The organism is Flavobacterium succinicans LMG 10402, from assembly GCF_000611675.1.
Classification (GTDB): domain Bacteria; phylum Bacteroidota; class Bacteroidia; order Flavobacteriales; family Flavobacteriaceae; genus Flavobacterium; species Flavobacterium succinicans.
Window position 1 is genome coordinate 85,674 of the sequence record NZ_JATV01000014.1, and the last position, 13,178, is coordinate 98,851.

Here is a 13,178-nt window from a genome sequence, read left to right on the forward strand (position 1 = left end):
GACAGTTCTCTATTTTTTCTGGGCTGTTAATGTGTCAATTTTCTCGTCACTCGGTTCGATCAGGTCGATTTTAGGTTCAATGAATTCTTGCTCGTTGGCTAAGGTTTTATTCAAAGTCAACACCAAAGCGGGTAGCAACATCAAATTCGATAACATACCAAATAATAAAGTCAACGAAATCAATCCGCCTAAAGCAATCGTTCCACCAAAACTGGACAGCATAAATACCGAGAATCCAAAAAACAATACAATTGAAGTATAAAACATACTCAATCCCGATTCTTTAAACGTAGCATATACTGATTTTTTGATTTTCCAATTGTTCTTCTTCAATTCCTCACGGTATTGCGACAAGAATCGAAGGGTATCATCTACCGATAGTCCAAAGGCAATCCCAAACACTAAAATAGTCGAGGGTTTTAATGGGATATCCAAAAAGCCCATCAATCCTGCGGTTAAAAATAGTGGTAATAAATTGGGAATAATAGCAACGATTACCATCTTTACAGAACGGAACATAAATGCGATTAGCACTGCTGTTAAGAAAAGAGCAAACAATAAGGAACTGAGTAGGTTGTCTAGGAGATAACCCGTTCCTTTTTGAAAAACTAGCGCTTTTCCAGTAATGGTCACTTTGAAGCGTTCTTTTGGGAATAGTTTTGCGGCTTTTTCTTTAACTTGTTTTTCAATTTCGGCAATTTGTGCGCCATTTTCATCGCGCATAAAGGTGGTGATTCGGGCATATTGCCCCGTGCTATCCACATAGCTTTTCATGATGTTTTCTTTTCCGTTTCCAGCGGCGTTTTTCGCATACGAAAGGATAAAAGCTTGTTCTTGAGCAGTGGGTAAGTCGTAATATTCAGGATTGCCATTGTAATACGCTTGTTTGGAATATTTCACCAAATTCACAATCGAAATGGGTTTGGATAATCCCGGAATTTCAGCGATTGCTTCCTCGAATTCTTCCATACGTTTTAGGGTCGACAATTTCATGACGCCTTTTTTACGTTGGGTATCAATCATGATTTCGAGCGGCATCACACCATCGAATTCTTTTTCAAAGAAAACAATATCCTGAAAGAAGGCTTCTTTTTTGGGCATGTCTTCAATCAAACTGCCTGAAATACGCATCTCGTAAATTCCAATAATACTGAATATCAGTAACGCGATTGAAGCCACATAAATAGAAAAACGATTGGTTTTGATCGTATTCAAAATCCAGTTCATGAATTTTTGAACCGTGCCTCGATCCAAATGTTTAAGATGTCTTTCTTTAGGAGGATTCGAGTAACTATGAAAAATAGGAATCAAAACCAAACTCAGGAAAAAGAGCGCCATGATATTGATCGAAGTCACCACGCCAAATTCTATGAGTAAGTCATTGTTCGAAGCAACGAAGGTTGCAAAACCGATAGCTGTGGTCAAATTGGTCATCAAAGTAGCCATGCCAATTTTGGTGGTGACTCTTTGCAGGGCTTTGGCTTTGTTGCGGTGCACTTTAAATTCTTGATGGTATTTATTGGTCAAGAAAATACAATTCGGAATCCCAATCACAATAATCAAGGAAGGAACTAAAGCAGTTAAAATAGTGATTTCGTAATTGAATAATCCCAAGAATCCAAACGACCACATTACGCCAATCACTACGATAATGATAGAAATTAAAGTCGCCTTGAAGCTTCTAAAAAAGAAGAAAAATAACAACGAGGTAATCAACAAGGAAGCACCAATAAAAATACTAATTTCGCCTGTTATCGTTTTAGTATTCATAGTCCTTATGTAGGGCATTCCTGAAACGCGAAGGTCTATATTGGTTTGTTTTTCAAAAGTTTCAATAGCAGGAATTAAGCGCTGTAAGATGTATTCTTTACGAGCTTTGGTATTGACAATTTTTTTGTCCATGTAAATTGCCGAGCGAATACTTCCTGAACGTTTATTAAATAACAAACCTTCATAAAACGGCAGATCATGAAAAAGCTCCTTTTTGATCGTTTTTAAGTAATCCGGATCTAGTACCTTGGCTTCGTCGACAAACGGAATCAATTCAAATTTTTCTAATGCTTCATTTTTTTGAAGTTTTTTCAAATCATTTATTGAAACCACCAAATCAATGGTAGGATCATTCTTAATGCTATTCATTAAGGTGCTCCAAGCTTTATAGGCCTTTGGGGTGAAAAAAGTAGCATCTTTAACGCCAATAATAATCAGATTTCCTTCTTCTCCAAATTTATCCAAAAAGGCATTGTATTCTATGTTGGCAATGTTGTCTTCGGGCAACATATTGGCTTCGGTAAACGTAAAGTGAATGTTTTTCCATTGCATCGCCAAGAAGACCGTGAGGGCTGCAATGATAGCGATCATTAGCAATCTATTTCTAAGGACAATACGGGCTATGAGTTCCCAAAATCCTAAACTAAACCATTTAATCATTTTCTGTATTTAAAAGGCAGCAAAGGTAACAAATGCATACTGAAAAATTAAAATTCTTTGGTGCCGTGTCGGTTTTTTTTAATAAATATTGAATTACTATTATTTTTTGGTTACTATTTTTCACTGTAGTGCAATACTTTTGTTTGATTTTCTCATCTTTGCTATAACAAGTCACTCATTACGTATTAAATTAAATCAATGAAAAAGTACAGGAACTCTATTTTTTATATCACGGTTACGGGTGGTTTTTCCGTGTTAATGTATTGGATTATTCAAAATGGAAAACTTCTAGAAGGCAATGATGTGGTGAAAACCAAAATAAGTTCAAAGGATGCTTGGTTGGATTTTATAGAGACCATGCAACACAGTTTTCAGGAGCCCTTAGCGATATTGTTGGCCCAAATTATTACCATTATTGTTGTAGCAAGAATTTTTGGTTGGGTATTTAAAAAAATTGGACAACCGTCTGTAATTGGCGAAATTATTGCCGGAATTGCTTTGGGGCCGTCCTTGTTAGGTATGTATTTTCCGGAGTTTTCTCAAGTACTGTTTCCCGATGCTTCACTAGGTAATTTGAAATTTCTGAGTCAAATCGGTTTGATACTTTTCATGTATGTAATCGGAATGGAGCTAGACTTGAAAGTACTGAAAAACAAAGCCAACGAAGCGGTTGTTATTAGTCATGCTAGTATTATTTTTCCGTTTACCCTCGGAATTGGTTTGGCGTATTTTGTGTATGATCAATTTGCTCCCGACGGGGTAAAATTCCTTTCGTTCAGTTTGTTCATGGGAATCGCAATGAGTATTACGGCGTTTCCCGTTTTGGCACGTATTGTTCAAGAACGCGGCATTCATAAAACCAAATTAGGTGCCATTGTCATCACGTGCGCTGCTGCCGATGATATCACGGCTTGGTGTTTGTTGGCAGCCGTTATTGCCATTGTAAAAGCAGGCTCTTTTGTGAGTTCGTTGTATGTGATTTCATTATCGGTAGGTTTTGTACTGATTATGTTACTTATTGTAAAACCGTTTCTAAAACGAATTGGTGATTTATACGCCACTAAAGAAAATATTAGTAAACCGGTAGTAGCCATCTTTTTTGTGACCTTAATTATTGCTTCATATGCCACTGAGGTTATTGGAATTCATGCTCTTTTTGGTGCTTTTATGACGGGTGTAATCATGCCTGATGTTACCAAGTTCCGAATTTTATTCATTGAAAAAGTAGAGGACGTATCCGTCATTTTGCTCTTGCCTTTGTTTTTTGTTTTTACCGGATTACGAACCGAAATCGGATTGATAAATGATCCTTATTTATGGAAAGTCACCGGTTGCATCATTTTAGTCGCAGTAGTTGGAAAGTTTTTCGGGAGTGCCATTGCTGCTAAATTTGTGGGACAAAATTGGAGAGATAGTCTTACCATCGGCGCATTAATGAATACACGTGGCTTGATGGAATTAATTGTTCTCAACATTGGGCTAGAGTTAGGGGTTTTAACTCCGGCTGTCTTTACCATGATGGTAATTATGGCCTTGTTTACTACGTTTATGACTGGGCCAGCGTTGAACCTTATTAATTTTATTTTCAAAACCAAAGACGATGTCGATTCTGAAGAAAGCGAGCAAGTCAAAGTCTATCGTATCTTGCTATCTTTTGGGAACAACGAAAAAGGAAGATCATTGCTTCGTTTGGCGAATGCTTTTGTTCGAAAACAAAAAGACGCCTCGGTTACCGCTATGCACCTTTCTTTGAGCAACGAAATGCATTCGTTTGCCATCGAAGATAAAGAAACCGCTGCTTTTCTTCCCATAGAAGAAGAATCCAAACTGCTAAAACAGGAAGTTACGACTTTGTTCAAAGCCACTTTGGACATCGAATCCGAAATCACCGATACGGCCAATCATGGCGAATACGATTTGTTGTTAATTGGACTCGGAAAATCTATTTTCGAAGGCACTTTACTCGGCAAAGTCATTGGATTTACCACCCGAATCATTAATCCAGAACGATTAATGGACAAATTCACTGGGAAAGAAGGCTTGTTTGCCAATTCTCCTTTTGACGAGAGAACCCGACAAATATTACTCAAAGCCAAAATGCCAGTAGGGATTTTGATCGATAAAGATTTACAAAAAGTCAACACTGTTTTTATCCCGATCTTCAATTCCGAAGATGCCTTTTTGATCGATTATGCTCAAAAAATGATTCACAATAATAAATCCAAAGTGGTAGTGTTAGATGTAAACGGACACATCAAGTCCAATTTCGTCATCGGAAGCGCCATCAGTTCGTTAGAACATAAGTTCCCTAATAACATCACGTTGTATGGCGAAAAAATCATCAAAAAAGAGTTCCTGGCCGATCAAGATTTAATGATGATCAGTCTCGAAAGTTGGAAAGCCCTAGTTGATTCCCGAAGTATTTGGTTGAGCGGCGTACCCTCAGTACTTATACTAAAACCTTAGGTAAATTGGGCGTGCCACCATAAAAAAAAGAGCCATTCATCCTGCCGGTGAATGGCTCTTTTTTTTATGCTGTCGGGCTTTACGCTATATCTCTCCGCTGCGTTACGAGGATCCCGCTTCCATCCCGATGTCATTAAGTTAAGAAATAATCAATAATTTGATTGCTGATTTTTGAATAACGATTTTTGATTGCTGATGTGTAAACCATTGAAAAAACTAGTTTTTCTTATTTATTAGCACAAAATCAAAAATCAAGAATCGTTGCTCTTCAATCAAAAATCTCTTTACTTAATGGCATTGGCTTACATCCCTCGCTTAACCCTGCAAACAATCAAAATCCTAAATTCAAAATAAAGCTAATTTTTACCGCAATATTGTCTTGAAATTTTGGCAATTGATTCGGGCCATATCGGTAAAAACCACTCAAGCCTAAACCATTAAAAATCTGATTCAATTCAATACCCGATTCAAAAAAACCGTCGCGTAAGGTTTTATAATCAATACCCACATGTTGCTCTGGTTTTTCCATGTCGCCCCATCCCATTCGGCTCACCAATACCAACACTGGCTTCACTTTTTTCAAGATAGGAATCCGATTGAATTGATGTTTGAATTGAAAATAAGCAAACTTACTGGAGAAAAATTCGTTAAAAAACATGGTTTCAAAACTGTTTTTTCCGCCAAAAGTAATCCGTTGAAAAATGGTTTCTTTATTCAAGTTATTGGGCGAGGTGTTATACAAATGTGTCAAAGGTAAATCGCCCACTACGTAACCGGTTTCAAAAAGCAAACTTGTTTTTTGGCCATTCAAATAGTTTTTTTGATACTCGGTTCTAAAGTCGATTTTGCTAAATTCAAAATCATTATTGCCTACATTGGGTAACGATTTGGTAAATTGAAACGTAAATTTTGGATATCGTTTTTCGGTTTCAATTCTTCCGGTCGGCGTTTGCATATAGTCGCTAAACGGATTCCATCGCAACGAAACCATGGCTGTAGTCAAATTGTATTTTGTGAATAATTTTTCATTTAAATTATAAACATAATCAAAACGCGGTTCCACAAAAGTGTTGGAAATTTCCCAGATACTCTCCGTTTTGGGGATAAATTTGGTTTCTACACTTGTTTTCCAAGTTTGATAATGGTAAAAAGTACTAATGTTTATGGGTCTTGGGTCGTATATTTTAAAACCACGTTTATCAACAGCCCATGCAGTACTGGCGATTTCTCGCACATCATCAGTAAACGAAATGCCCCACCAAGTATTCGAAAACTTATTGATTCTGCTGCCAATACCTAAACTGTATTTAAAAGTTCCGTCTTTAGTTCCGTATGCGCTATACCCTTCAATTTTCCATTTTTTTGAAAAGCGATCATTGGTAATACCACCAACACCTAAGCGAAAACCTTCATAGTTGTTGTAACTCACAAACTTTCTTAAATCAAAATCAATGATACTGATGGGTACATACCCATTAATGATTTTTCTGCCAAACAGTAGTTTGTTTTCAATTCCGTTTTTGATAGAGATACTATCCACCGCGCTATAGGTTTTTTGGCTGCGTAGGTCAAGGGGCTCCTTGCGGTAGGTTTGCCAAAACGATTCTGGCGGGTTAATGGCGTTGGTCTCGACTTCAATCGCAATGGATGGCTGTTTTATAACGACCACTTTGTCAAATTGAATGTCAAAATAGTAGCTTTTGGATCGTAAATAACTGATGTCTGTAGCCTCTTTTTTTCTGGGCATAAACGAGACTTCTTCGGCACCATCAAATTGTATGGTGCCACCTAGAATCTTAATATCATTTTCATTTTTTCCTTTTACAATTTGAAAGGTTTTGGTGATAGGAAACCAAATTTTCTCTTTCGGAAAATACGCAAACTCATGAGTACTGCTAATGTCTAAAACTCCTTTGATGCGCATAATGGCTTTGGCAATACCATAGGAATTGGTATCAATATATAGTACGCCTTCTAAGCCTGAAGCGTTTTTCTTTTTTTTGTTTTTGAAATAAATCATGTAGGTACTCCTGCCATCTATGGTTACCGAATCGAGTAGTTTGTAGTGGTAATGCTCTGTTGCATCATCGGCTATGGGGCTATTGTATTTGGTTTCAAACAATTCGTATTTGGCATCATACATCGAAAAGGAATGTAAATTAAAAGCAATAATCTCGTAAATAGGTTGTTTGAAACCTGACATTTTGGTGCCCAATATAACTTCTTTCAAATGAGTATTTTGGTGCTGAAAAAAGGACACTTTCTCCGTTTGAAATAAATGTTGCTTACTGATGATTTCTTTGAACTTATAATTTGAAGAATCTATTTTTATTAGCTCTTTACCGTAGGTTTTTTCAACAAAAATCGAATCAATTTTTCCGTTGATGGAGTCAGGATTGGCGGTAACTAAGAGTTTGTTATAGGATTTGAAGGAATAGCTTTTGTTTTTTTTTCTTGGGTTGTTGTTGTTTTTATTTGCAATCGCCTGCTGAATAATGCGCAATGCGTCATTGTCATTTGGAATGATGACTTCATTCAAGTCATTGGATTTTTCTTCTAGTACAATCCCGTAAAACGTTTTGTTGGGGATGATGTTTTGTTGAATAGGAGCGTAGCCAATATACGAGACGATAAAATCCGTGATGGGATTGGCACTTGTGAGCAGAAACTTCCCGTCAACATCCGAGACGGTTTGTACTCCCGTGTTACTGGTAATGCTCGCAAAAGGCAAGGGTTGATTGGTCTTCGCGTCTTTCACCAAACCATTCCATTGGAATTGCGCTTGCCCAGAGAACGTAAAAAGTAGCAACAACCAACTCAATTGCTTCATAAAAGTGTATTTTGAACCCAAGCGATTTTTGTATTAGATTGACAAAAATAGCATAAAAAAACCGTCTCCAATAGATTCTGGAGACGGTTTCGTTGAGTTGATTTATATTTTTTAAAATTATGAATAGATATAATCTCCCATAACTCTAACTATTATCCACTTGCCCTTTTCTTTTTTCATAATTACAACTTTTGAAGACGATGAGCCCTGTTTTTCTCTTACTCTATTCAAAACCCCAGTTCCCAAGGGAATTATTCGTGGATAAAATAAAAATTCCAAAAAACTAAAAGTACAGACTAAACGCACTGTTTTGTAATTACAGAATACACTTTGTAATAAACTATCAAACGGAAGGATTCGTGCGGTAGTTGGGTTTATACACTTAATCGTAAATTACTTCAGCTGGATTTACACGAATATATTCAGTTTTATTATTGGTTTTTTTAACTAAAAACACAACATAATCTCTAAAAAAAAGAATAAGTTTATAATTATTTAATTTTTGTTTTTTGTTTTCATCATAAAACTTAGGGGTGCGTATAATTTTTTTAAGACAAAGTATTTCTTTCGGGTTTAAATCAGTAACTTTTTCAACCTCATTAAAGAAAAAGATTTCGTCACTGTTACTGTCTTTAAGTAAATACTCTTTAGGGGCGTATTTTGATTCATAAACATACTTATTGTCATATTTAAAATAAAGTGTATCTTTTTCTTTTTCCTGTGCTTTTAAACTCACGAAAAAGAAAGATAATAGGACTAGAAAAATTGTTTTCATAACTAGTAAGTTTTTATAAAATTAGTCTGGACACGTAACTGTTTTGCTTAAAAGAGGAACTCTTTTAGCAAGTGCTTCTATTGCTGCTTTTTTTTCTGCAGATAAATCTGTCCAAGATTTAACATTGCTTTCTTTTAGTCCGCTCCAAGCCAGAGCCTCATAAAAGACATCACTAGGTGTTTCTCCAAAATAGTTGGTGTATTTATTATAATCATCGGTGAGTACATCTCTATGAAACGCTTTTAGTGCTTCTTTCATGCTATCAATGTATAAAGCTCCCATAGCTCCGTGTTGATTTCCATATGCTTCATATGTAATTTTAAAATCCAAACTTTCTGCTAATGTGCCTGTTGTTGTGTTTAGCTTTCTGAAAATATCGGCATGAATGTATTCATGTAATATGGTTCTTGCGACATCTAAAGTTGCATGCTCATTTGTTCTTGTTGTGCTGATTTCAATTGTGATTAAATTACTTCCCTCGATATACTTCGTATTTCCGTTAACTTCTTCAGTAATTCCATTTTTATCAACGATTATCTTGTCCTTAGAAACAATTTTAATGTTAAATTCTGAATTTCCTTTAAAATTAGCTAATAAATTTTTCACAAAAGAAGTGCCATTTTTGTCTAACAAATCATTGAGACACTTTTCTTTTCCAGTAAGTTCAACAATAATCTGGTCATCTAAAACACAATTTCCATATTCATCTTGAATATATCCAGAGCCACAAATTATTTCTTCACTACCACCACCGCCACCAGTGATTTCCCAAATCAACTCATTATTAGGTGCTGTTGGTGATGGAGGAGTAAATTCAAGTATAATGATATAGCCTGATGGTTTTTTGTAATTATTCTTTATGATTACTTCATTTAATTCTTCTATTGCGATGACATCTTTTGAAGGAAATAGTTTGTTAGTTTTAGTTCCAGTGGTTGGAGCTAATTCTACATCATATTCATTATTTTTTAATCGGTAGGCTCTAATGAAATCGCCATTCAATTTCGTCATAAGAATAATACCTGTAAAACTACTTTTTGTAGAAGATGCATCTGGGTATTCGTTATAGAGAATGGTTTCAATGGAGTTTTCTACTTTTAGTAATAACGCACGCGTTCTTTGTTTTTTAGCTTTAGTGAATACCGGTACCACTGTTAGCAATTCTGATGTATTGATTAGCTTTTCTTGAGTTATTTTGTTGAAGTCAAAGATTAAAGCAGTGTTTTTGCTATTAATTCCCAAAGTCGTATCATACTTTTTTAGGAATTGGATGGCTTCTTTTTTGGTAACGGTTTTAATGACAGCATTATTTTCTAGTACAGATTCTTCAGTAGAGCAACTTTGAATACATCCTATAAATAGCATTACAAGAAGTCTTAGAACACTGATTTTTAGTTTGTTTGTTTGTTTGTTTTCATAAAATGGTTGTTAGTTAATGGTTTATAAAAATAGGTATTCCTTATCAATTCACAATACCCACATTTAGTGATTTTTAAGCACAAAAAAACCGTCTCCAATAGATTCTGGAGACGGTTTCGTTGATGTTTGTTGTGAAAGTTAAGTTGTGCGTTAGTTGAGGCTTTTACATCTGGAGGTAAATTATCCCAAGCAATTGTAGTTACATTTTTGTCAAGTTTACCCAAACCTACCCACGCTACAGCTTCATAGGTAGATAGGGGAAGACGATTATTATCAAATTGTTGTATCACATCAGCAATTGTACTTCTGTAATGGTTTGCCATCATTTCATGATTCCAAGTTGGCTTATCTGAGGAAATCCACTATTCGTATATAATCAAATTCATTTCCCATAAATTATATTCTCTTTTTTCTAATTTTTCTACAAAGAAAATAGTATATGGGTATTTACTCCATACATTTTTCTTGTTTTTGCTAACATCTTGTATGCTATTCAGCTTCAAGCCCTTTAAACTATTTAATTTTTGCGGGGGATTGTTTGCTCTAAATTCATAGTAATTTATAATGTTTGGTTCAGGGTTTACTTGAATTATATCATTTTTAGATTTTATTTTTGTTTCTTTATTATTAAACCCCTCTTTTCTTTTATCATATTTTAGTATTTTTATGTTTGCATAAACATTATTTTTATTTTTTTCTAAAATAAATAATTGTTCATTTTGAATACTATCAATCATAACAAAGATAGATTTGTTATTTAGTTGTTGACAATTCATTTTGATACTTGAGCTTAAAATTATTAGGTAGATAAACAAATTTTTCATATGTATGTTGTTTTTTAATAAATTGATAATCAGAAAATTATATTCTTTTGTGTCTAATTGCACAAACATGTTTTTGTTAATTTCATATTTAATTACAATCTTCACTACCAGCTTGTTCAAAATTAGCTATAATTACGTTTATTGCATTTTTTTCTGAAAGGGGTAACAAATTCCAAGAAGTTGTTCCTTTTAATCCTTCCCATGCTAAAGAGGCATATATACTTTCTGAAAGACCAGGTTGAAACTCTTTAAGGTAATCACTTATTGTAGTTCTATAGTGCGCTGCCATTTGTTTGTGTTGCATTCCATTAATACCGAAACGACTATAATAATCATAAATACCAAGATAGTCTCCGTTTGACAATTTTTGATTCCATTCATCTATAGTTAAACCATTTAAGTCTCCTCCATTTTCTAAAATAGATAATATTTTTCTAAACATTTCAGCATGAATAGTTTCATGAATCAATGTTCTCGCAATTGATAAATTTGGCCTAGATAAGTTGTTATCATTAACTTCAATAGTTATTAAATAATTCAAAGGAGGATGAGTTGTAGCGTTAATATTATTTGGAAGGGAAGTAGTATTAATGAATTTCAAGTGACTTACAGGGAATTCTCCGTCAAATTTTTGTATAGCATTTTTAAATCCAGAATTTGAATTCATTAATTTATCATAAATACATTTTACTTTTCCAGTAAGTTCAACAATAATCTGATCATCTACAACACAATTTCCATATTCATCCTGAATATATCCAGGGCCACAACTTACAGGTTCGCCACCACCTCCGTCACCAGGGGGCACCTGTTCTGGTTGGCTAGAGCCAGAACATTCACACCACGTATATAACAGCGTTTCTTCTCCTGTTTCACCATCGATTGAGAACATGTCCCCCATTCCCGCACGAAAAATGTCATTTAGTTAAGAAAAAAAACTTCTCGATTTTGTCTTTCCCAGGGACGAGGAATCTCATTAGTTTCTCACATTATTAGATTTCTCCCGCTGGTTGAAATGACAAAAAATCCCTTAACCTAATGACATTTTTCGTGCGGGAATGGGGGTAAAATTTAATAGGGTTATTCAATTTCAATACCTGATTCTACATGAATATATTTTACGCTTTTATTAATCTTTTTTACTAAAAACACCACGTAATTACTAAAAAATACGGCAAGTTTTTCATCCTCCAGTTTTTTCTTTTTATCGTAAAATTCCGATGAATGTATGAATTTTTTGAGGGATAGAATTTTTTTTGGCTTTAGATTGTTTTTTACTTCAACTTCTTTAAAGAAAAAAGATCCTTTACTGCCTCCACTACTATCATCCAGATACAAATGATTTGGAATTTCAACATATTTATTTATATATTTATTATCATAGTTAAAATAGAGGGTGTCTTTTGGTTTTTCTTGAGCATTTAAAATAGGGGTTAAAAATAAAAGGAATAGAAGGAAAATAGCTGTTTTCATATTTAAAGTTGTTTAGGCTCCAATCTAAATTATATATTGAAATTTCAACACATAATTTAGGATTGTAACTTTTTAATTAATTAGGACAAGGAACTGTTTTACTTAAAAGAGGAACTCTGTTTGCAAGTGCTTCTATTGCTGCTTTTTTTTCTGCAGGTAAATCTGTCCAAGACTTAACATTGCTTTCTTTTAGCCCGTTCCAAGCCAGAGCCTCATAAAAGGCATCACTAGGTGTTTCTCCAAAATAATTTGTGTATTTATTATAATCATCGGTAAGAACATCTCTATGAAACGCTTTTAGAGCTTCTTTCATACTATCGATGTATAATGCTCCCATAGTTCCGTGTTGATTTCCGTATGCTTCATAAGTTTTATTAAAATCCAAAACTTCTTTGTTTGTTATGTCTTTTGAGTATGTTTTTCTATACATATCGGCATGAATGTATTCGTGCAAGATGGTTCTTGCGGCATCCAAAGCGGAATGTTCATTTGTTCTAGATGTGCTGATTTCAATTGTCATTAAAGTGCTTCCTGGTGTGTGCTCCGTTTTTCCATTAACTTCTTTAGTAATTTTATTTTCATCTAAAACTGTTACTTTGTCTTTAGAAACAATTTTGATATTAAATTCTGAATTCCCTTTAAAATTAGCTAATAAATTTTTTACAAAAGAAACCCCATTTTTGTCTAACAAATCATTGAGACACTTTTCTTTTCCAGTAAGTTCAACAATAATCTGATCATCTACAACACAATTTCCGTATTCATCTTGAATATATCCAGTCCCACAACTTACAGCCTCTCCACCTCCACCTCCATCACCAGGAGGTACCTGTTCTGGTTGACCAGAACGGGAACATACATACCAAGTATAGATAAGCGTTCTTTCACCAGTATCATCATTGGTTAAGAAATAGCCCCACAATTCACAATCAACATCACTAATTTTTGATGTTTTTGAAGT

The 13,178-nt window shown here is 34.6% G+C and carries 9 protein-coding genes and 1 pseudogene; 1 reads left to right on the plus strand and 9 read right to left on the minus strand.

Features of this window, described 5'->3' with window-relative positions:
• Window positions 1-9: 9 nt before the first annotated feature.
• Window positions 10-2,430 carry an efflux RND transporter permease subunit gene (locus AO58_RS0113730; RefSeq protein ID WP_024982255.1) on the minus strand — a complete coding sequence of 807 codons (2,421 nt, stop codon included), beginning with the start codon at window positions 2,428-2,430 and terminating at the stop codon, window positions 10-12.
• Between the two features lie 198 nt (window positions 2,431-2,628).
• Here AO58_RS0113730 and AO58_RS0113735 point away from each other — a divergent pair, with 198 nt between their 5' ends.
• Complete coding sequence (locus AO58_RS0113735; protein ID WP_024982256.1) at window positions 2,629-4,896, plus strand: cation:proton antiporter domain-containing protein; 2,268 nt, start codon at window positions 2,629-2,631, stop codon at window positions 4,894-4,896.
• A 331-nt stretch (window positions 4,897-5,227) separates the two neighbouring features.
• On the opposite strand, the gene AO58_RS0113740 is transcribed toward AO58_RS0113735, so the two are convergent.
• From AO58_RS0113740 to AO58_RS18105, 8 genes and pseudogenes are all read right to left on the minus strand, one after another.
• Window positions 5,228-7,726 carry a DUF5686 family protein gene (locus tag AO58_RS0113740; protein ID WP_024982257.1) on the minus strand — a complete coding sequence of 833 codons (2,499 nt, stop codon included), beginning with the start codon at window positions 7,724-7,726 and terminating at the stop codon, window positions 5,228-5,230.
• A 382-nt stretch (window positions 7,727-8,108) separates the two neighbouring features.
• Window positions 8,109-8,501 carry a hypothetical protein gene (locus AO58_RS0113745; protein ID WP_024982258.1) on the minus strand — a complete coding sequence of 131 codons (393 nt, stop codon included), beginning with the start codon at window positions 8,499-8,501 and terminating at the stop codon, window positions 8,109-8,111.
• Between the two features lie 21 nt (window positions 8,502-8,522).
• Window positions 8,523-9,866, minus strand: a complete 1,344-nt coding sequence (locus AO58_RS0113750; protein WP_024982259.1) for a hypothetical protein — start codon at window positions 9,864-9,866, stop codon at window positions 8,523-8,525.
• 26 nt (window positions 9,867-9,892) lie between these two features.
• On the minus strand, window positions 9,893-10,243 hold the full coding sequence (locus AO58_RS0113755; RefSeq protein WP_074917648.1) for a hypothetical protein: 351 nt from the start codon (window positions 10,241-10,243) through the stop codon (window positions 9,893-9,895).
• Between the two features lie 39 nt (window positions 10,244-10,282).
• Window positions 10,283-10,657, minus strand: a complete 375-nt coding sequence (locus tag AO58_RS0113760) for a hypothetical protein (protein ID WP_155959424.1) — start codon at window positions 10,655-10,657, stop codon at window positions 10,283-10,285.
• A gap of 175 nt (window positions 10,658-10,832) precedes the next feature.
• Window positions 10,833-11,636, minus strand: a complete 804-nt coding sequence (locus AO58_RS0113765) for a hypothetical protein (RefSeq protein ID WP_139225557.1) — start codon at window positions 11,634-11,636, stop codon at window positions 10,833-10,835.
• A 188-nt stretch (window positions 11,637-11,824) separates the two neighbouring features.
• On the minus strand, window positions 11,825-12,217 hold the full coding sequence (locus AO58_RS0113770) for a hypothetical protein (protein ID WP_024982263.1): 393 nt from the start codon (window positions 12,215-12,217) through the stop codon (window positions 11,825-11,827).
• Between the two features lie 76 nt (window positions 12,218-12,293).
• A pseudogene (locus AO58_RS18105) lies at window positions 12,294-13,178 on the minus strand (hypothetical protein); the annotation flags it as partial.

Coding starts and splice junctions, on each gene's coding strand:
- AO58_RS0113745 (WP_024982258.1), bottom strand. CDS start 8,501: ATGAAAACAATTTTTCTAGTCCTATTATCTTTCTTTTTCGTGAGTTTA.
- AO58_RS0113765 (WP_139225557.1), bottom strand. CDS start 11,636: ATGTTCTCAATCGATGGTGAAACAGGAGAAGAAACGCTGTTATATACG.
- AO58_RS0113740 (WP_024982257.1), bottom strand. CDS start 7,726: ATGAAGCAATTGAGTTGGTTGTTGCTACTTTTTACGTTCTCTGGGCAA.
- AO58_RS0113730 (WP_024982255.1), bottom strand. CDS start 2,430: ATGATTAAATGGTTTAGTTTAGGATTTTGGGAACTCATAGCCCGTATT.
- AO58_RS0113770 (WP_024982263.1), bottom strand. CDS start 12,217: ATGAAAACAGCTATTTTCCTTCTATTCCTTTTATTTTTAACCCCTATT.
- AO58_RS0113735 (WP_024982256.1), top strand. CDS start 2,629: ATGAAAAAGTACAGGAACTCTATTTTTTATATCACGGTTACGGGTGGT.
- AO58_RS0113750 (WP_024982259.1), bottom strand. CDS start 9,866: ATGCTATTTATAGGATGTATTCAAAGTTGCTCTACTGAAGAATCTGTA.
- AO58_RS0113760 (WP_155959424.1), bottom strand. CDS start 10,657: ATGATTGATAGTATTCAAAATGAACAATTATTTATTTTAGAAAAAAAT.
- AO58_RS0113755 (WP_074917648.1), bottom strand. CDS start 10,243: ATGGCAAACCATTACAGAAGTACAATTGCTGATGTGATACAACAATTT.